This window comes from Shewanella aestuarii, from assembly GCF_014647215.1.
Taxonomy (GTDB): Bacteria; Pseudomonadota; Gammaproteobacteria; order Enterobacterales; family Shewanellaceae; genus Shewanella; species Shewanella aestuarii.
In genome coordinates this window covers 133,391-151,339 of sequence record NZ_BMOT01000002.1, presented here as the reverse complement: position 1 = coordinate 151,339, position 17,949 = coordinate 133,391, and the positions used below count along the sequence as shown (strand labels likewise).

At 42.2% G+C, this 17,949-nt stretch carries 15 protein-coding genes; 5 read left to right on the top strand and 10 right to left on the bottom strand.

The genetic code is table 11. The features are described from left to right. Nucleotides 1-86: 86 nt before the first annotated feature. Nucleotides 87-2,324, bottom strand: coding sequence for a S9 family peptidase (locus IEY03_RS04535; protein WP_373290834.1), 2,238 nt, complete (start codon nt 2,322-2,324; stop codon nt 87-89). Between the two features lie 255 nt (nt 2,325-2,579). Between IEY03_RS04535 and IEY03_RS04530 the strand changes: the two genes are divergently transcribed. Both IEY03_RS04530 and IEY03_RS04525 read left to right on the top strand, forming a co-directional pair. Further along, nucleotides 2,580-3,572 (top strand): class 1 fructose-bisphosphatase, encoded by a 993-nt coding sequence (locus IEY03_RS04530; RefSeq protein WP_188840168.1) that lies wholly within the window; start codon nt 2,580-2,582, stop codon nt 3,570-3,572. 171 nt (nt 3,573-3,743) lie between these two features. Then, nucleotides 3,744-4,970 carry a YfgM family protein gene (locus IEY03_RS04525; protein ID WP_188840167.1) on the top strand — a complete coding sequence of 409 codons (1,227 nt, stop codon included), beginning with the start codon at nt 3,744-3,746 and terminating at the stop codon, nt 4,968-4,970. A gap of 81 nt (nt 4,971-5,051) precedes the next feature. On the opposite strand, the gene IEY03_RS04520 is transcribed toward IEY03_RS04525, so the two are convergent. The 5 genes from IEY03_RS04520 to IEY03_RS04500 form a co-directional block, all read right to left on the bottom strand. Continuing rightward, nucleotides 5,052-6,293 carry a dicarboxylate/amino acid:cation symporter gene (locus IEY03_RS04520; protein WP_188840166.1) on the bottom strand — a complete coding sequence of 414 codons (1,242 nt, stop codon included), beginning with the start codon at nt 6,291-6,293 and terminating at the stop codon, nt 5,052-5,054. Nucleotides 6,294-6,551: 258 nt separating this feature from the next. Continuing rightward, nucleotides 6,552-7,451, bottom strand: a complete 900-nt coding sequence (locus tag IEY03_RS04515; protein WP_188840165.1) for a DUF7281 domain-containing protein — start codon at nt 7,449-7,451, stop codon at nt 6,552-6,554. A 3-nt stretch (nt 7,452-7,454) separates the two neighbouring features. Then, the gene (locus tag IEY03_RS04510) at nt 7,455-8,675 is read right to left on the bottom strand and encodes a phosphoenolpyruvate carboxylase (protein ID WP_188840164.1); all 1,221 of its coding nucleotides are present in this window, start codon (nt 8,673-8,675) and stop codon (nt 7,455-7,457) included. After that, the gene (locus tag IEY03_RS04505) at nt 8,672-9,334 is read right to left on the bottom strand and encodes a condensin complex protein MksE (protein ID WP_188840163.1); all 663 of its coding nucleotides are present in this window, start codon (nt 9,332-9,334) and stop codon (nt 8,672-8,674) included. Before IEY03_RS04505 ends, IEY03_RS04510 begins: the two co-directional genes overlap by 4 nt. Continuing rightward, entirely contained in the window at nt 9,334-13,014 is a 3,681-nt protein-coding gene (locus tag IEY03_RS04500; RefSeq protein ID WP_188840162.1) for an ATP-binding protein, read from the bottom strand. Before IEY03_RS04500 ends, IEY03_RS04505 begins: the two co-directional genes overlap by 1 nt. 284 nt (nt 13,015-13,298) lie before the next feature. Here IEY03_RS04500 and IEY03_RS04495 point away from each other — a divergent pair, with 284 nt between their 5' ends. Next, entirely contained in the window at nt 13,299-13,994 is a 696-nt protein-coding gene (locus tag IEY03_RS04495) for a hypothetical protein (protein WP_188840161.1), read from the top strand. Nucleotides 13,995-14,075: 81 nt separating this feature from the next. Here the strand turns inward: IEY03_RS04495 and rplI are convergent, their stop codons facing one another. From rplI to rpsF, 4 genes are read right to left on the bottom strand one after another with little or no spacing between them, the layout of a single operon-like run. Then, a complete protein-coding gene (gene rplI, locus IEY03_RS04490) occupies nt 14,076-14,528 on the bottom strand; it encodes a 50S ribosomal protein L9 (RefSeq protein WP_188840160.1) in 453 nt (150 codons plus the stop codon). Between the two features lie 40 nt (nt 14,529-14,568). Next, nucleotides 14,569-14,796: a 30S ribosomal protein S18 gene (gene rpsR / locus IEY03_RS04485; RefSeq protein ID WP_130598554.1), complete on the bottom strand. Its 228-nt coding sequence runs from the start codon at nt 14,794-14,796 to the stop codon at nt 14,569-14,571. Nucleotides 14,797-14,808: 12 nt separating this feature from the next. Further along, on the bottom strand, nt 14,809-15,111 hold the full coding sequence (priB, locus tag IEY03_RS04480; RefSeq protein ID WP_188840159.1) for a primosomal replication protein N: 303 nt from the start codon (nt 15,109-15,111) through the stop codon (nt 14,809-14,811). An 8-nt stretch (nt 15,112-15,119) separates the two neighbouring features. Further along, nucleotides 15,120-15,515 carry a 30S ribosomal protein S6 gene (gene rpsF, locus IEY03_RS04475; RefSeq protein ID WP_188840158.1) on the bottom strand — a complete coding sequence of 132 codons (396 nt, stop codon included), beginning with the start codon at nt 15,513-15,515 and terminating at the stop codon, nt 15,120-15,122. A gap of 215 nt (nt 15,516-15,730) precedes the next feature. On the opposite strand from rpsF, the gene IEY03_RS04470 reads away from it, so the two are divergent. Then, nucleotides 15,731-16,474 (top strand): DUF481 domain-containing protein, encoded by a 744-nt coding sequence (locus IEY03_RS04470; protein WP_188840157.1) that lies wholly within the window; start codon nt 15,731-15,733, stop codon nt 16,472-16,474. Between the two features lie 48 nt (nt 16,475-16,522). Further along, the gene (locus IEY03_RS04465) at nt 16,523-17,923 is read left to right on the top strand and encodes an MFS transporter (protein WP_188840156.1); all 1,401 of its coding nucleotides are present in this window, start codon (nt 16,523-16,525) and stop codon (nt 17,921-17,923) included. Nucleotides 17,924-17,949 lie beyond the last annotated feature (26 nt).

Sequence of the window (17,949 nt, the reverse complement as noted above, 5' to 3'; positions counted from 1 at the left end):
TACAAATGCTGCCGTGGCCTTAAAAACAAAAAAGCGAACGGGGCTAAACCCCATTCGCTTTCAATAAGCATCAAATCAACTACTCATTACTTCAATTGGCTATCCAAAAAAGCCGCTAGCGATTTGTACAAATGATTACGCACTTTCTCGCCACGCATAGAATGTTTCGACCCTGGATAATCGATCATTTGAAACAATTTACCTTCATCCTGCAGCGCTTTATACACACGAGTGCTGTTTTCAAACAACACATTGTCATCCGCCATACCGTGGTACATCAACAAACCCGATTGGTAGTTTTTGACATAAGGTAACACGCTGCCAGCATCATAACCTTGCTTATTGGTTTCAGGATTGCCCATGTAACGCTCGGTATAATGGCTATCATATAAACGCCAATCAGTAACCGGTGCGCCCGATATTGCGGCTTTAAAGTAATCCGGGGCTTTAAATTGGCTCATCAATGCCATATAACCGCCGTAACTGTGGCCATAAATAGCCACATTATCTCCATCAATGAAGGGCAAACTTCGTAGATAATCTACTCCAGCCTTTTGATCGCGCACTTCCGCATCACCCATGTTTTTATAAATCACATGTTCAAACTGCGTGCCTCGATGAGCACTGCCGCGATTATCCAATTGAAATACAGCATAACCTTGTTGCAATAAATACTGAGTAAAATAGTCGGCCTCGCTCCAAGCATTAACCACCAATTGAGCATGTGGGCCGCCGTAAACTCTCACCACCACCGGATATTTTTTGTTGTTATCAAAGGGTACGGGTTTAAATAAGCGATATTGTAATGCTTGGCCGTCATCAGCCTTGATATAACCAAAATCAGGCATTTGCCACTGACCCGCTAATGCATACAAGGGGTGTGACTCATTAACGTCATTTTGGTCAACCCAAGTAAGATGCTTACCATTTTGATCATGCAAACTGATTTGTGGAGGCTGTTGTAAGCTACTGAAATAATCTAGGTAAACTGGCTTGTTTTCCGCAAACACACTGTCATGCATACCTGAACGTTGGCTAATGCGTTCAATGCTGTCGCTGCCCGTTGCTAAGTTAACTCGATATAAATGACGCTCTACCACGCTGTCTTTGCGGCCAGAAAAATATAACCAACCTTGTTGCTCATCTATGTATTCAACCTTGTCGACAACCCAATCACCTTGCGTCAGCTGGCGCACTAATTTACCATTTAAATCAAACAAATAAAGGTGATTAAAACCATCACGTTCTGAGGCCCAAACCACTGTTGGCTGCAGCTTCAAAAAGTGCAAATCATTATGTAAATTGACCCAGGCTTGGCTGCGCTCTGTTACTATTGTGTCAATTTTAGTGGGGTGATTAATATCCACTACGCGTAAATCTAACGCTTGCTGATCGCGGCTTTGCCATTGAAACGACAAATGCTGACTGTCTGGTAACCATTTAACGCGTGGTAAATACATATCTTTATCCGCACCTAAATCAATCCAGCGAGTCTGTTTATCAGAAACGTTCACCACGCCTAGCTCTATCACTACGTTAGACTTACCTGCATAAGGGTAACGCTGCTCAGTAAGTTTAATGCCGTCGGCATAGATTTCATTGCGAGTCACTAGCTCAACACCCGACTCATCAATACGGGTAAAGGCAATATGAGACTCATCTGGCGACCACCAATAGCCCGTCATGCGATCCATTTCTTCTTGGGCAACAAACTCAGCCATGGCATTTTTAATCGGTCCTTGGCCATCTTGGGTTAGTGCTGTGAGTTGCTTGGTGGCTAACGCTAAGATAAACAAATTTTGATCGCGCACAAACGACACATAATTCGCTTTCGGCGATAAACGGGCATCGGTAACAAACCCTTCGCCGGTGTCGAGTAAGTTGACCTCGGCGGTGTTAACATCAAATACGTACAACTGACCCGAAGCGGGAATTAAAATGGATTGGCTATCATCAGCCCAAAAATACTCCATAATGCCCTGCCCATAAATACGCTGCCGTTCACGGCGGGCTTTTTCCTCATCCGACAACTCACCAACCACTAATTTATCGGCATCGATTAAGCGACTTCGTTTGCCGCTAGCGATATCCATTTGCCATAAATCATAAAAACTCTGATCACTGTCTCTGCCAGCAAGATAAGTCACCCTTTTACCATCTGGTGATAAACTTAACCCTCTTGGGCTCGCCCCCGCCAATGCTGGTGAAGCGTGAATACGTTCAATAGTTAATGGCTGATTTCCACCGACTAGCCCCTGAAGAGGTAAAGTGGTATTAAAGGTAGAAGTATTGGCGAAAGTTGATGCAGAATTAGCTGAAGTCATTGGTGTGGCCATAAGTGCAGGGCTAGTGAACAACAGAGGCAGCGCATAAAAAGCGGCATAAGCGTGTTGCTTCCATGTAGGGATCATTATTATTTTCCTGAATTTATTTATGCGGACATTTTGCCTGAATTAATCTTAAAACGAAAATGCCGCATCAGGCGCTGAAATTAGCGCCATTGTAGGGTATGATCTGCCGCAATTATATTATTCTAAAAATCAACGACCTTAACCTCAAAACTTGTCATAGGAATAACCATGCAGACTTTGGCACAAACCCTTGCATCACAAGCGGTAAATAGTTCACTTACAGCATTACTCTTAACCTTGGCTGACACCTCTAAAGCAATTAGTGGTGCGGTACGTCATGGCGCGCTAGCTGGCGTACTAGGTGCAACCGAACAAGAAAACGTACAAGGTGAAACTCAAAAGAAACTGGATGTCATTACCAACGATATGCTTAAAGATGCTTTAAAAGCAGACGGTAACGTTCGTGGTTTAGCATCTGAAGAAGAAGACTATGTCGTAGAAGTAAGCAAGCAAGGTGAATACCTTGTGTGTTTTGACCCGCTAGATGGCTCATCAAACATTGATATCAATTCACTTGTTGGTACGATTTTTTCAGTATTACCGGCAACAAATGGCGAGTTAAACGAACAAAGCTTTTTGCAAGCAGGTCGTCAGCAAGTGGCTGCGGGTTATGTGTTATATGGTCCATCAACCATGATGGCATTAACCACAGGTAAAGGAACGCAATTTTACACTTTAGATCCTGATAGCGGTGAATTTTTATTAACCAATGACCAGGTAGCAATCACACCTGATACCGCAGAATTTGCCATTAACATGTCAAATCAGCGTTTTTGGGAAGCGCCAATGCAAACCTACATTGCCGATTTATTATTAGGTAAAATAGGTCCACGTGAGCAGTCATTCAACATGCGCTGGATTGCCGCTATGGTAGGCGATGTGCATCGTGTTTTATGCCGTGGTGGCATATTTACTTACCCAACAGACAACAAAAACCCCGCTAAACCATTCAAGTTACGTTTAATGTACGAAGCTAATCCAATGGCATTTTTGGTTGAACAAGCAGGCGGAAAAGCCTCTACCGGCTATGAAACTATTTTGGACATTCAGCCTACTGAAATCCATCAGCGTGTGGCAGTGATTTTAGGCAGCCGTAATGAAGTGGATATGTGCTTGAGCTTTCATGGTATTGATTACAGTGAAGAGCCATCAATTGATTAAGTTATAGCCAATAACAACAAACCGCCTTTAGGCGGTTTTTTTGTTTGTAAAATAATAGTGTCATCAAACTTTTGTTTGAACCTAGCACCTTTGCTTTACAATGAATTAGTTAACCTCTAAGTTAGCCTTAATTTAAAATTACTATACTTAAAGCGTTACATAAGGACGACAATGATGTCGCACAGTGTCCAACCCAATAAAAATAAATACCTGGCGATGGTTATTGTATTTATAGTGGTTATCTTAGGTTTTTATACCTATATCAATTCAAATTCAACCGATGCTCCCTCATCAGGCTCTATTCTGGTTTTACCGATAACATTGACCTCAAAAGATATTCAACCTTGGTGGAATGTTTATGCTGCAATGGATAATCTAAACCATCAGTTAACGCTAGGTGCTAAGTTCCCCATACTGCAAACTGAAGATGCGATCACTATGATGCAACTCGCTGATGCTAGCAATACGATTAACCGCACTCTAAATAACTCTGAAAACAACGCTAAACATAATCTTGAACACCAAATTGATATAAAAAGATTAATGGCTATTTCAGGGGCGGCTTATATCATTGAAGCGAGTATCAGCAAAGTAAATAAAAAATACCAATTAACCTATGTTTTATATCAAGAAAATCATCAGCAACAAAAGCTAATTGAGTCAACAACATTAGATTCACTCGTTACTTTAACCGCTGCCGATATTAACCAACTTTTCAACCCTAACACAACCGCGAAACCGGCCGCATATTCTTCAAACTTTGGTAACTTACAACTCATCAAAGGTCTTGGCTTTATCCAGTCAGGGGACTTGGTTCTTGCACAACAGCAGTTGACACAGAGTATTGCCGCAGAACCTGAAAACCTTCTGGCCAGACGATTATTAGCCAGACTGCAATATCAAAACACCCAATATATTTTAGCTAAAGCGACGTTAACCTCAGCAATTGAACATGCTACAAAGGTTAACAATGACCGTGAACTGGCTAAATTAAGATTATTACTGGCCCAGACTTATCTAGAAATGACTGACATTGAGCCCGCGCTCACTTTACTGTCAATAGCCAAAACTAATGCAGCTAAGGCGAACGAATGGTTATATTTAGGCTATATCTCACAACTTTCTGGCGTCATAAACCAGCGACTTGGACGTAATGAAGAGGCTAGACTTCAATTTAAACAAGCGATTAAGTACCATCGAATGATGGGATACCTTATTGGACAATCGCAATCACTTAATTTGCTTGTTGAACTCGAAATTGTTGAACACAATTACCCCCAAGCTTATCGAGATATTACCCGATCATTCACGCTAATCTCTGGCTTAGGGTTAACTGAAATGGAAGCGGCAACATTAACCTTAATGGCAAAAGTCGAAGATAAACGCAGAGGCAGTTAACACCACCTTAGATGTCGAACACTCTATAAAACAAAAACGGCCTTAAATAAAGCCGTTTTTGATGATAGATAAAGCTAGCTATTACACTTCTTTTTCAACACGGTGTGGTGCTTCAGTTTGGTCTACAATGGTCAATACTGCAGTATCACCGACAACATTACATGAAGTCAGTACCATGTCGATAATACGGTCTAATGCCGCCACAATGGCAAAAGCTTCAACAGGTAAGCCCATCTGGTGAATTAACACACCTATCATCACCATCCCACCACCAGGTACGCCACCCGCGCCAACAGACAATAAAAACACACTGAATAATAAGGCAGGAATTTGATCGCCGCTGATCGGTACACCAAATGCGTTAGCCACAAAGAAAATAGCGATGGTGATGTAAATTGACACCCCGCCCATGTTCATCGTTGCCCCTAAAGGCACGCCAAAACCCGCTACGGCTTTGCTCACCCCAAGCTTATCGGTCAAGGTACGCATGGTAACGGGAATAGTGGCATTTGATGATGCGGTAGACAGTGAAAATAGAATTTGCTCTTGGGTTTTTTCGCGGAAAGTTTTAGCCGACACTTGGGTAAATAAGCTGACCGAATAAGGATAAACCACAAAAATCCACAGTAGCAGTAAGCCTAATATTAATACTAAATATTCAACCACACTGACGAAGGTTTCAGGCGCTAACGTAGCACCTAATTTAAACATCAGCGCAAATACACCAATCGGAGCAAGGCTCATTACCACTGAAATTAACCGCATCATGATTTTATTAGCTGTTTGAAATCCCTTAACAGCACCATCAACGACTGCCCCCATCGACTTCATCACGCCGCCTAATAGCAACGCCATAAAAATCACTTGCAGCATGTTGCCAGAGGTAAAGGCTGAAAATGGATTATTAGGCACAATGCTAACAATAAGACTAACCAGATTAGGTAATTCTGTGGCAGTGATAACTGCGGTATCACTGCTGGTCATATCCACCCCTTTGCCAGGTTCGATAAGCATCGCCACGGCAAATGCAGCTAAGATAGCCACAAGTGTGTTGATAATGTAAAAACCAAAGGTTTTACCCCCTAAGCGGCCAAAACTTTTTAAATCCTGTAATTCACACACACCACAAACAATACTAACAAACACTAATGGCACTACGAGCATCATGATCATATTGACAAACATGGTACCGATACCGCCAGTTATATTGACCAATGTGTCAGAGAAAAATGCCACATCGGATAAGGCAAACTGTACAATACTGCCTAAAATAACCCCCAAAAAAAGTCCCGTAAAAATACGAGCTGATAACGACTTCATCATTTGCTTGTTTATCCTGTTATTGCCTTTATACACTCAGGCTTGTTGTTTTAGTGCCAAGATACTGAGCCATCAAATATGAGATTTCAATCGCTTAATCAATAAAACAGACAATAAATTGGCGACAATAAAAAATTAATAAGATAACGAATTGAATTGGAACGAATTTTAATTTAAAACTGTGTAAGCAGCAGAAACAAATGTTTAACGCATACTTTACAGCGTTTTTATTGGACCTTATGCAATTTAAAGGGCAATAAACTACCGCTGAGGCGTTTTTATGGGCAGCGCTGTTAACAAAAGACCATGCGCCAACATATGTTGCTGTTTGATACTGATACGATATTGTTGCAAGCAGTTTGCTAAGTTTCGCCATCCATGTAACTCGACCTTGTTGAGATAATGTTGTTGGCGCCATTGTTTATCAAAGTCGTCCGCATCATTGAATTTCAGTAACGGTTGAATAGCTTCATTAGCCGATACTGGCGTAATGACAAAAACACAATCTTGCAGTAAATGGGCGATTTGTATACCTGCGGGGTCTAAGTCCGTGAACGCGCCGACTTTCACTCTGGTTTGCAGGGTTTCATCATGGGCGATTTCATCTAATAAACGTTTACAGCCTGCAGGAGAGTGCATACCACTGCCACGATAAACCACCATAGCATGCTGAAAAATTGCCTTAAGATTGTCATCAAATGAAAAATGCGTAATACCATCAAAACTGTCTAGATTTTCAACCACAATCACATGCTGTAACTGAAGTTCAGCGACAATAGCAACAGCCTGTTCTACCGTCATTCGAAGACTATATTGTCCAGCTAAAGGAGGGTAACAATCTTGGGGTAAATGGATTAAAACATAATTAGCATCAGGGCGGATATTGGCGTACTTTTCTTTCTTTCCTTGGGCTGCCAATGTATTTCTGGGTTGATTAAAATTGATGTTTTGCACATCAAAACCAGTATCCACCTGAGCCATTTCACGCAATAAATCATGATCTCTGCCACTAAAATACAGATATTTACCCGCCCCATCAGGCTCACCTATGGCGAATTGTTCAAATACTTTTTGCCAATTATTACTGAACTTAGTCCGTGGTGATCGATTAATCACCACGGTTTTTATCGCGTTAAACTGTGTTTTGGTTAGCTTAGCCATAAGCTAGGCCAACCACAGTTCAACATCGGTGACGATAAAATTACCTGTGTAAATAGGATGTGGCTTACCTATAGGTTCCAATTCAAAAAATTGTTTGTGCTCCATAGGTAACGCTTCGTAGCCACCAATAACCTGATAAAGCCAACTTTCGCTATCCCAATTAAGTTGCTGTTGTTGCAAATACTCAAGCGCAGACTGACGTAAACCGGTATCAATAATGGCGCAAAAATATTCATCAACAGCCACTTTAAGTGGGTTGTCTGGAATATCAAAATCCTCAACGTCACTCATTTCAAAGGTCACATTGGTATCTCGCTGAACAACAATACGTTCATCACGGCTGATAGCCTTAATTTGCGCCACCATTTGCAGTAACTCAAGCTCATGGTGAGGATTGCTGATATCAACATGAGCAGGCTTTAATATGGCCTCAGCATAATTAAATAATGCGGGTATTTTATTGTGAGCCACATGATTATCTGGCTGATAATCAGGGTGTAAATCGGTATGCAATAACCAACCTTTTAATAGGCGAGTACGTCCTTGAATTTGCCTGAAGCGACCTAGCAACTCTAACAGCCTGCCCTGCACTACACTGAGTTCTTGGGTGCAGTAGCTTAACGTATCTTGCAGACTGGTCATTAATAAACGGCGCAGTTCACGTATATCGCCCGCTATTTCGCCTAGCTCACTAAACTGGAACATTTCCAAACCGTTCAATAACTCTGTGACCTGGCTTTGGGCTAATTCGTTTTCACGAATTTTGGCATTCACTGTACCCACATAACCAAATTCATTGTTAATTCGTCCCCATAACACCCGGATGGAATAACGCAAACTGTCGGTAAAGCTATAAACATGTTCGCTTAAATCGGCTAGGTATGCTTCTGCCGCGCTATAATCGACATTATAACGAGCTTCTTTATAGTGATCGGCTAAGGTTTTAATGGTGGCCAGCGCCGAGCCAACGTTAGAGTCGATTTGACGATTACGCTCATCACTTAAGCCTTCTTCTAGTAACGCCCGAACGGATCGTTTTAAGCGCAGTTCTTGATCGGGTTCTGGCCGCCACAGTAGACCACTTTTTTTAAGCTTTTCAATCACTGCGGGATCGTGACTTGACTCACTGACCGAGCCTGCAAGGTAAGCGTCCATGATCACATCTGCATGTCGACCCAGTTGCTTGAGTAGCTTAACCCCCGCTTGATGCAAGTTGCTACTCATATCAACTCCCGCTGAGTGGCTGTTTCCGCTTGCGCCTCAAGGCTGAGACCTTCTGTTTCATCAATAAAACGGATCACTTCATACAAATAATCTAGCTTACCTGTGGCAATGTAAATCTGCTTTTCTGCATTGGGTTTGGTTAAATAACCCAATTCAACTAAGCGCTTAAACACTAATTTAATTTGGCCATCAACATTATTACTGCTTGAGCCAAATAAACGGTAATGACTCAGTTTTGTCAGCTGTTCACTAAAGGCTGGCGTATCTTCAATGCGTGCCTGTAACTCGGTTAAGCGAATAGGAGCCCCCTCACTTAATGGCGCATCCTGACCACTGGCCTCTTGGACCAATACCAACCATTCCACTAAGGGGATAAGCGCCGAGCAAATTTCTTTAAATTGGCTCGTAACCACCTTACGCTCAGTTTCGCCCAATTGCAGATAACCACAGAAAAACACTTCGCCTTCACCCGCGCTGGCGATAGTGCGATTAATTTGGTTCAAGTAGCTTTCAACCCGTTCACGGGTACTGTTATTTTTTAACGCGCGCCAGCCTTCTTCATTGGTGATACGACAAATAAACTCACCGCGAAGCAATTGCTCGATAATGGCTCCTGCGCCTACTAATACCGTATCGTTATCATAAACTTCGCTAGTCATTATGCTAACTCCTCTGTTTTAGTCTTGTGCAGGTTTAAACGTTCAGCCAAAGGGTTAGCTTTAGGTTTAACCACTTGTAATTTTTTAGTTTGTTTGTTGATGATATAGCGGTTAGCAAACAAATTAAGTACTTCGGATTCAGGGTTAGGAAATGCACCTAACACGCTGATATTGTTGTTTTCGCAGGCATCAAATATCTTCTTGACGTTGGTGTGATGTAAAGTGCCTAGCTCGTCAATCGGCCAATGAATGGTGACATCCGCTTTGCCGCGTAACAAACGGGTGAATGCCAGTAAGAATTTACATAAAATTAAGTAAGCCATACCGTGACTTGATGATTCATTTAACTGGCGGTCGGTTCGAATAATTAAATCACTGTTACCTTCTTTTAGGCGCAACTCAATTTCCAATAATTTGGCAACGCCTCCGGTTAATGCCGCTCGGCCAATAATATCCAGTGCTCGGCGCATGCTATTAGTATAATGCTCATCAGGTAGCGTGCTGAAGTTGTCCGCTTTCCAGGCTTTAAAGGCTTTCACAAACACTTCAAGTTCTGGCCAGAACTCTAATTCACTGATGCGCGAACGGATGCGTACCGCTGATTCTGAAACGCCATCGAGAAAGAGCTCTTCGCCTACTTCACGGGTGATACGGGCACTTTGTGATGCAATGCGGCGATCGATATCGGCAAGTACATCATAAAATGCGCTTAAATCAACACCGAAAATACGCCCCTGTTCACGAATAGCCATTAACGATTGCGGCACCATCACGTTCAATAGCTGCTCTAACTGTGGTACTAATTTACGGTAGTCGAGTAAGCGAATACCTTTATCGTTTACAAAGCTTGATTCGTCGCGCGCACGCTCCCAAAATTCAGCAAGACTCGAACCAGATTTACTGGCGATCACGCTATCGAAGTGCTCAATATATTGTTTCACTGAGCCAAGTAAATAGTCCCTTTTTAATAATAAATCTTCGCCCTGACGTAGACGCTCACCAATACCGCCGCTGGCTTCTTCGTTATTGGCTGGCAGTTTTAAATCTGCAAGTTTACGCATCACGGCACGCAGTTTTGTGAGGTTTTCAGAAGCCTCAACCTGCGCCGCATCGGATGCTTTACGCTGAGTTTCTAACTCGGTTCGGCGATTTTTAATGTCTTGTGTTTTATTTTTTAATTGCTGCTCAAGGGCTAATGCAGCACGTTTGACATCGGCCAGCTGGGTTTGCAACTTAGGCTTTCTTGTCAACCAGGTATGTTGATACCAATCGTCATAGCGTAATACATCGCTGCGGCGTTGTTCGGCAGTGCTGATTCTTGTTTCTAAATCCCGAATTTCACGCTTAAGCGCTAAAATGGCATCTTCATCAACACCACGGGATTTAAGTTCGTTTTTGTACCAGGTTTCACAGGCTTTTTGTTCGGATTTAGCATTGCTGCGACGCTGTTCAATGTTGGCTTTTATTTGGCCTAGCTGATTATCAATGGCACCCACCACTTCTTGCCAGTAAGCATTTTTTTCCATGCGCGCTTCAAGTGCTTGCGACTTTTGCTCGCTTAGCCACTCTAGATGTTGGTTTTTAAGCTGTTTTAGCTCATTATCCAACTGAACCAAGCGCTTACTTGACTCAGATTTACGCGCTGTTACAGCCTGATCGATACGTTGCTGTTCGCTACGTTTTTCATCAAATAAACGACGTAAATCTTCACGACTATTTTTATAAGCTGTACGTGCAAAGGTTAACTCTCGATTAAGTTTATCTAGCGCATCATTCATGGCAACTAGCTGATCTTCATGCTCGGCCTGTAGCTCCTGCGCACTTTTCAGTGCCTCTTCAGCTTTAGCCAAACGAATACGTAGGTCTTGTTCCGACTGGGCGTACTCAGGCACATCAATCGCTTTTAAATCAATATGAACCCCAAACAGTGCATCTGTTTCCTGGTTAGCTAAACTGGGGTGCAAATCGGTACGGTGCAATAACTCGGGGGCGATCACTTTACCAAATGATTGCTCCCAGCCCTGGGCTTCTTTTCGCAAGAACTCAAGTAAAGTATGTGATTGAGGGAACAACATATGATGAATTTCACCTTTTGCTTGCTCACGCTCATTCACACGAATGCTGGCAATGCGCAGTGATTCATTCGCTTGATCGCGCTTCGCCCTTTGCTTGCGCTCATCTATGGTAAGACGCTCTACTTTTTGATTACAGCTTTCTTGCTCTTCATCGGCAAGCGTAATGCGCTCATCAAAAATAGCTAAACGCATCTTTTCATCTTCAGTGTATGAAACACTATCAACCTGATGCTTTAATTGAGCGGCGGTTAATTTCAGCTGATATTCTTGCTCGCTAAATTTAGCCTTGCCAGCATCACTTTGATCGCGCCAAAACGCTTCTAGCTTGGCTAAATCATCATTGGCAAGCTCACGCTGCGCATCACGGGTTTCACGCTGGCTATCTTGGTCTTGATGTAAACTTTCAAGTTCGCGATGTAATTGCTCGGCGATTTTTGAACGTCGGGCATTAAATGCCGCTTCGATATCTTGATGTTTCTCAGTTTGTAATTTATGGCGTTCATTGAGGTTTTCAACATCCTGGCGCCAGCTTGGCAAGCTATCTAAATCTGCTTTTGCTTGATCGATATCAGCATCTAAAAATGCTCCATGCTGCTCTTCTATCACATCTAATTCGTGTTCAAACTTTTGCGAGTCACCTTTTGCTGATGAAATTTCTTCATGCAGTTCGTCACGAATATCCTTCCACTCTTCATCTAACATTTTGAGTTTAAGGTTTAATTCTTTGGCTAAGGTTTGATTGGCATCTTGGCGATCTGCTTCTAAGGTTTCATCATGACGATAACCTCGGGATAAGCTTGATAATCGTAACTCTGCACTGAGTAATTGGTTGAATTCTTGCTCTAGTTTTTCAAATTCTGGGCGAATTTGCTCGAAACCTTGCACAAGTTGGCTTTCACGGATCCAAGACTCCACTCTTTGTGGATTGAGCCGAGAGCTAGGAGGGTTAACCCCATCTTCTTCCAAAATAGCGGCGATCATTGACTTCACCGTCTCCATCTTGCCTTCTTTGGAATGCACAGCTTTGGCTAATTTTTCAATGTGACGTAGAGAATGTTCACTGTCACACAAAGAGAATTGCCGCGCGTAAGTGCGCAGCTCATTGCGATTCGCCCCTGTGTTTAATAAGCTGCGATCATTTTGGATAATCGCTCTAAACTCACGGGTGTTTAATAAGTTAGTATGGGCAACACCTTGGCGTTTAACTTCACGTCCAAGCTCAGCCATTGAATGACAAATAATCGTATCGCCATTGCGATTTTTAACGTAGTCCTCAAGCGCAAAACCACGGGCAATAAAACGATAATTCACGCCTTTGCCATCGCCAGCCGACGCTAATACAGCTTGATAAAGTAACCCATCATCTTTTTGGTATTCATAAATGATGTAACTTGAATCGTGCGGCAAATACCAACGCTCAAAACTGTCACGAGTTGATGGCACTACCCGACTTGGGTATTCGCCATAAAAAACCGGAACAAGACGTTGCAAGGTGGTTTTACCTGAGGCATTGGTACCACAAATATTGGTATGGCCGTTTAACGCTAATTCTACAACACCAGGCAGGTGAGTATTAATTAACACGATTCTAATCAAACTTGGCATGAGAGTCCTTTATAAAACAAAACCAGCGATTTAATTCTCGATACATAAAGCGCAGCAAAACTTTAAGTTAAATTAAACCGTTTAGTATGGCAACGATAAATACGGCTCAAATGATACTTCAATTATCTTCAATGTTGCGACTAACAAAGCATCAGTTAACTCGCACAAGAGTAATTATTTCCGTTCACTTTATTATTTAGTTATGTGGAATATGGGGTATTCCAAATGACTTGAATATATCGATTACAATATTTAACAATTTCAGTACAGAGCCGTACAACAACATGCAATTAAATAATCAATTTTTATGCCTTTTTATCTCAGTGATATCTTTGAATATAGAGGCCTTTGCCACAGAGAAAAATCCCGAAGATCCAACTAAAATTGTGACTAAACTGGGGGTTGGATATAACGAACAATTTACTTTTTCAGGCTCGATTGGTTTAGACGAAACTAGAATGATCAATATGAGCATCAACGATGATGGCAGTGATTGGCGACTTGGCGGCTCATGGCTATTTGACTTTGGTATTGTGAACTTTAATGTTAACCGTAATGAATATGATGACGGAGCTCATAATAACGGTTACAGCATTGGCACTTTCATTCCGTTGAGTTATTTTGGCTTTACCCCTGGGGGCTGGCAAATATTCCCGATGGCAGGTTATCACTATACCAACGGTGAAGTCGTAACCACTGGAAGTGCACCTTATCATAGTGACATCATTCTCATGCCTAGCACCTCACATGGTGCTTACATTGGTGCTTTTGGATTGAAATCTTTATCTGACAATTGGACTCTAATGGCTTTTGGTGGTGGGGCGAGAGGAAGTTCAGATTATGCTAGTCATTGGTATGGAACGGGCATTAGCTACAAAATTGGCAACAACCAATCTATCAATACTTATGGTTTTATTTCAGATAGTAACTACGGTGAAAATAAGAAAATTGGCATATCTTATAAATATGAATTTGAGTAGCAGTAATGAATGACGTTGAGATTAAAAGCAGTAAAAAAAACACCGCCTAATGGCGGTGTTCTTTTAAAGCGCTAGCAATAATTAAGCTTCTGCAACAACAGAAATCTTAACGATAGCTTTAACTTCAGTGTGTACTTGAACTTCAACTTCGAAGTTACCAGTAGTGCGTAAAGCACCTAAAGGTAAACGAACTTCAGCTTTAGCAAGTTCAACGCCAGCTGCAGTTACTGCATCAGCGATGTCACGGTTGCCAACTGAACCGAACAATTTACCTTCATCACCTGCTTTAGAAGCAATTACAACACCTTCTAATGCAGCTAATTTTTCAGCACGTGCAGTCGCAGTAGCTAAGTCAGCAGCTAATTTAGCTTCTAATTCAGCACGACGAGCTTCAAATACTTCAATGTTTGCAGCGTTAGCAACAACGGCCTTACCAAATGGTAAAAGGAAGTTACGTGCATAACCCGCTTTAACTGAAACTTGGTCGCCTAAGCTACCTAAGTTTGCGATTTTATCTAGCAGAATAACGTTCATTATCTAATCCTCTATATTCGATTAAGAATTAATACTGCAATTACTGATGTAAATCAGTGTATGGCAGTAGAGAAAGATAACGAGCACGCTTGATAGCGCGAGCTAGTTGGCGTTGATATTTAGCACTAGTACCAGTGATACGGCTAGGAACAATCTTACCGCTTTCAGTGATGTAGTTCTTTAATGTTACAATATCTTTGTAATCAATTTCTGTTACGCCTTCAGATGTGAAGCGACAGAACTTGCGACGACGGAAATAACGTGCCATGTTGACAGTCTCCTAAGTTTTCAATTCGACATTTTCAGCATGCAGTACTAAACGGTTTTGACCATTTCGTCCTTGTTGGAGTGAAAGAAACCCTTCTACTTCAACGTGCACACCTGCTTTTAATTTATCTGCTACGCTATTAAAGCGTGGACCACTCAACACCACTTGTATAAGGCAGTATACGTTTCGTAATAAATCTGCATCATACCTCTGTGACTTATGCTCTAGCGTAATAATCGTATGATTTATCCCGCTGGGGCTACTCATTTGCTTTGAACGCGTAATGGTTCCAAACAAAGTTAAGTGATTATTCACAGAAAAAATTATTCAGCGTTTTCTTCAGCGCTTTCTTCTTCAGTGTTACGATCATCAGAAGATGAACGACGTGAATCACGCTCATCTCTTGCTTTCGCCATTGGAGAAGCTTCAGTAACGGCAACTTTAGTGCGCATTACCATGTTACGCAGAACAGCGTCGTTGAAACGGAAAGCTGTTTCTAACTCTTCGATAGACTCTGCAGTTGCTTCTACGTTCATAAGAACATAGTGAGCTTTATGTAGGTCTTGAATTGGGTAAGCCAATTGACGGCGGCCCCAATCTTCTAAACGTGTAACTGAACCGTTTGCAGCGGTGATAACACCGGTGTAACGCTCAATCATACCTGGGACTTGTTCACTTTGATCTGGGTGAACCATAAATACGATTTCATAATGACGCATTTATTGCTCCTTACGGTTAAGTAGCCTCGTTTTGGCTCAGTCAGACCAAGTTTGAGGCAAGGAACGAATTAAAGTGACTGATTTGAGCGCGCGATAATACCGAAAGTCTTATGTAAACTCAAGTAATAAAGTGTTCTTTCCTGCGTAATTGATTACAGGTATCATAAGCCCAGTTGAATTTAGCTTATGTCAAATAAAAAGAATTAGTGATCCCCATGAAAAAAGCGCTACCTATCTGCTGTTTACTTGCTTTATCCCCTTCTGCATGGGCATTAGTGCCGCCAGATTATCAAGAGCCAGAAAATGATTTTAATGCTGAAATCGAAGCAGGTTTGCAGCTTAATAGTGGTAATAATGAAACCAAGAACTTTAATGGCCGCACTTACCTTACCTATGACACGCTGAAAACTAAGCAAGAAGGAACCTTTAAAGCTTACTACGCTGCCGACGGTACAGAGGCGACAGCCGAAAAATATGAAGTGTATTTACAGTCTAACTACAAATTAGAACGCGGTTATGTATTCGGTCGTGGTGAATTCACTTGGGATGAATACGGCTCCTACACTAAGATTTACACCATATCTAGCGGTTATGGTTTTGATTTAATTAAAAATAACAAAACTAAGCTGAGTTTAGAATTCGGTCCCGGTTATCGATATGACCTACCAACCGATTCTGTTGCTGAACCAAACCCAGTTTCAAACGAAGATATTATTGTTCGTTCTGCGGCGAAGTACTCAATCAAATTGCAAGAATATACCAGTTTAAATGCCGATGTCACCGCTGAAACAGGCCGTGAAAATAATACCTTGACCTTAGACATGAACTACCGAAATACCTTTATTCAAGATTGGGCTTTCAAAATTGGGGTTAACATCAAATATACTGCAGACGTGCCTCAAGATAGCCAGAAAACAGATACTGTTACCACGTTTAATTTATTGTACACTTTCCAATAATGCCCCCTCTTCCCGCTGAGTGATAATGAATAAAATAGAGGCAGTGTGATGACCAGTCCACTACGTAGTTTCACCTCGTTATACAGCACCACCTTCATGATGGTGCTTGCCGCCGGTCTACTCACAACCTATTTAGGCCTAAAACTCACGACAATGGAAGTGCCGCAAATATGGGTAGGTGGCATGATGTCCGCTTATTACATTGGCCTAGTGTGTGGATCAAAGGTGGGCCATAAACTGATTGCCCAAGTGGGTCATATTCGCGCATTTGTCGCGTGTGCGGGGGTTGTCACCGCCTCTGCGTTAGGGCATGCCTTAATTGAGGACCTCACCATTTGGCTGGTATTACGTGTGTTAGTGGGTATGGGCATGATGTGTCAATACATGGTGCTTGAAAGCTGGCTTAACGAACAATCTGAACCAAGTCAGCGCGGCACTGTATTTGCCAGTTACATGATAGTCTCCTATCTAGCGTTAATGGCGGGACAAGGTGCAATTAGTCTATATCCAGAGCTTGGCTTAGAACCTTTGCTTCTTATCGCGATTTGTTTTGCTTTATGTATTGTGCCAATCGCAATTACTCGACGTATTCATCCCGAGCCTTTAACACCTGCACCGCTTAATATGAAGCATTACTGGAAGCGTGCGCCACAAGCTCTTACAACCATTGCCTTAGGTAGCATGATTGTAGGATGTTTCTATGGCCTTGCTCCCGCCTATGCAACCGCACAGGGTATTGAGCCTCAATCTGTAGCGCTTTATATGACCTGTACCATTTTGGCAGGTTTACTTGCCCAATGGCCAATGGGCAAACTCTCTGACTTAATGCCTCGCAGCCGACTTATTCGTATCAACTGCGGTTTACTGGGCACCTTAGTGTTAATTATTGCTTTAGTGCCCTTTGATGCACAAATCTCTCTAGTATTAACCGCAATATTCGGTGTGCTGGCTTTTACCCTTTACCCTTTGGCTACCGCATTGGCTAACTCGCGCGTGGAGCAACATGAACGTGTTGGCTTATCCGCGACCATTTTAGTGACCTTCGGTATAGGTGCCAGTATTGGCCCCCTTATCGCGTCTGCATTGATGCAGCAAATTGGTAATGACATGCTTTATGGGTTTATGAGTATTTGTGCCTTCACATTAGTGATCCGTTTATTGTTCATTAATAACAAACAAAAAGCAGAGCAAGGCTCAAGCAATGACTATGTTATGGCCGGTGGTGACTTGGTATCATCGCCTTTAGCTGCATCCTTTGATCCTCGAGTGAATGTACAGTCAGTACAAAATCAAATGATAAACCCAGAAGATGATGCATTTGATATGGTAGGCCACGAAGATGATGCCCTCGAAGATGAGCCGGATTACACTCAAGTCACCGATATTGAAAACGATGATGACATTGTGCCTGACTCCTTAGAACCATCAAAAAAATCTACTGATGTATAAAAGGCTCAAGCATAAACCTTGATTTT

What these genes read in the sequence shown, in the direction of transcription:
- IEY03_RS04535 (WP_373290834.1), bottom strand. Translation starts at nt 2,324, where the DNA reads ATGACTTCAGCTAATTCTGCATCAACTTTCGCCAATACTTCTACCTTT.
- IEY03_RS04530 (WP_188840168.1), top strand. Translation starts at nt 2,580, where the DNA reads ATGCAGACTTTGGCACAAACCCTTGCATCACAAGCGGTAAATAGTTCA.
- IEY03_RS04525 (WP_188840167.1), top strand. Translation starts at nt 3,744, where the DNA reads ATGATGTCGCACAGTGTCCAACCCAATAAAAATAAATACCTGGCGATG.
- IEY03_RS04520 (WP_188840166.1), bottom strand. Translation starts at nt 6,293, where the DNA reads ATGATGAAGTCGTTATCAGCTCGTATTTTTACGGGACTTTTTTTGGGG.
- IEY03_RS04515 (WP_188840165.1), bottom strand. Translation starts at nt 7,451, where the DNA reads ATGGCTAAGCTAACCAAAACACAGTTTAACGCGATAAAAACCGTGGTG.
- IEY03_RS04510 (WP_188840164.1), bottom strand. Translation starts at nt 8,675, where the DNA reads ATGAGTAGCAACTTGCATCAAGCGGGGGTTAAGCTACTCAAGCAACTG.
- IEY03_RS04505 (WP_188840163.1), bottom strand. Translation starts at nt 9,334, where the DNA reads ATGACTAGCGAAGTTTATGATAACGATACGGTATTAGTAGGCGCAGGA.
- IEY03_RS04500 (WP_188840162.1), bottom strand. Translation starts at nt 13,014, where the DNA reads ATGCCAAGTTTGATTAGAATCGTGTTAATTAATACTCACCTGCCTGGT.
- IEY03_RS04495 (WP_188840161.1), top strand. Translation starts at nt 13,299, where the DNA reads ATGCAATTAAATAATCAATTTTTATGCCTTTTTATCTCAGTGATATCT.
- rplI (WP_188840160.1), bottom strand. Translation starts at nt 14,528, where the DNA reads ATGAACGTTATTCTGCTAGATAAAATCGCAAACTTAGGTAGCTTAGGC.
- rpsR (WP_130598554.1), bottom strand. Translation starts at nt 14,796, where the DNA reads ATGGCACGTTATTTCCGTCGTCGCAAGTTCTGTCGCTTCACATCTGAA.
- rpsF (WP_188840158.1), bottom strand. Translation starts at nt 15,515, where the DNA reads ATGCGTCATTATGAAATCGTATTTATGGTTCACCCAGATCAAAGTGAA.
- IEY03_RS04470 (WP_188840157.1), top strand. Translation starts at nt 15,731, where the DNA reads ATGAAAAAAGCGCTACCTATCTGCTGTTTACTTGCTTTATCCCCTTCT.
- IEY03_RS04465 (WP_188840156.1), top strand. Translation starts at nt 16,523, where the DNA reads ATGACCAGTCCACTACGTAGTTTCACCTCGTTATACAGCACCACCTTC.